Source organism: Janthinobacterium sp. GMG1 (assembly GCF_034427795.1).
In the GTDB taxonomy this organism is placed as follows: Bacteria; Pseudomonadota; Gammaproteobacteria; order Burkholderiales; family Burkholderiaceae_D; genus Janthinobacterium.
This window is the reverse complement of sequence record NZ_JAXQNT010000048.1, coordinates 1-491: the sequence shown is the minus strand read 5'-3', so window position 1 is coordinate 491 and position 491 is coordinate 1. Positions and strand designations below refer to the sequence as shown.

Genomic DNA, 491 nt, shown 5'->3' with positions numbered 1-491 from the left:
TAATTGCACATACGGCGTGGGCGCGCGCGCCGTCACGATCCACTGGCCATGGGAATCGAGCGCGACGGTGGCGCCTTCGGCCACCGCCGCCTGCATGCTGGCAAGCCGCTCGGCAGGAATCAGCACGGCGTCAGCGGGCCATGAGCCGGCGGCGTCATAGGCCGCGCGCAGGCGTTCGGGGTAAAAGCCTGCCGTTTGCAGGGAATAAAAAACGGCATCGAGGTTGTCGGGGGCAAGCATATCCATGGGGGGCTTTCTCTTGTTAATAGCCGCGTGCGGTATAGGTGATGGGGTAGGCCAGGTAATCACTGGCGCTGGAATTGACTACCGCCACCGGGACGCCGCTGCGCGTTTTCGCATCCATGTTGAAGTTGACGGAACCGGCACCCAGGGAACCGTGGATGACGTTGGCTTGAATGGACAGCAGCCCGTTAGGGAATGCCGTTGGGAATGTCAGCATGCTGTAGCCGGTTTTACTGGCGACAAAGGTT

2 protein-coding genes are annotated in these 491 nt (G+C 61.3%); both read right to left on the bottom strand.

Going from position 1 to position 491, the window contains the following annotated elements:
• The coding region (locus SJI03_RS28835) for a hypothetical protein (RefSeq protein ID WP_322429463.1) at positions 1-246 on the bottom strand (246 nt) is incomplete at its 3' end.
• 16 nt (positions 247-262) lie between these two features.
• A partial coding sequence (locus tag SJI03_RS28830; RefSeq protein ID WP_322429462.1) for a hypothetical protein occupies positions 263-491 on the bottom strand: 229 nt, incomplete at its 5' end.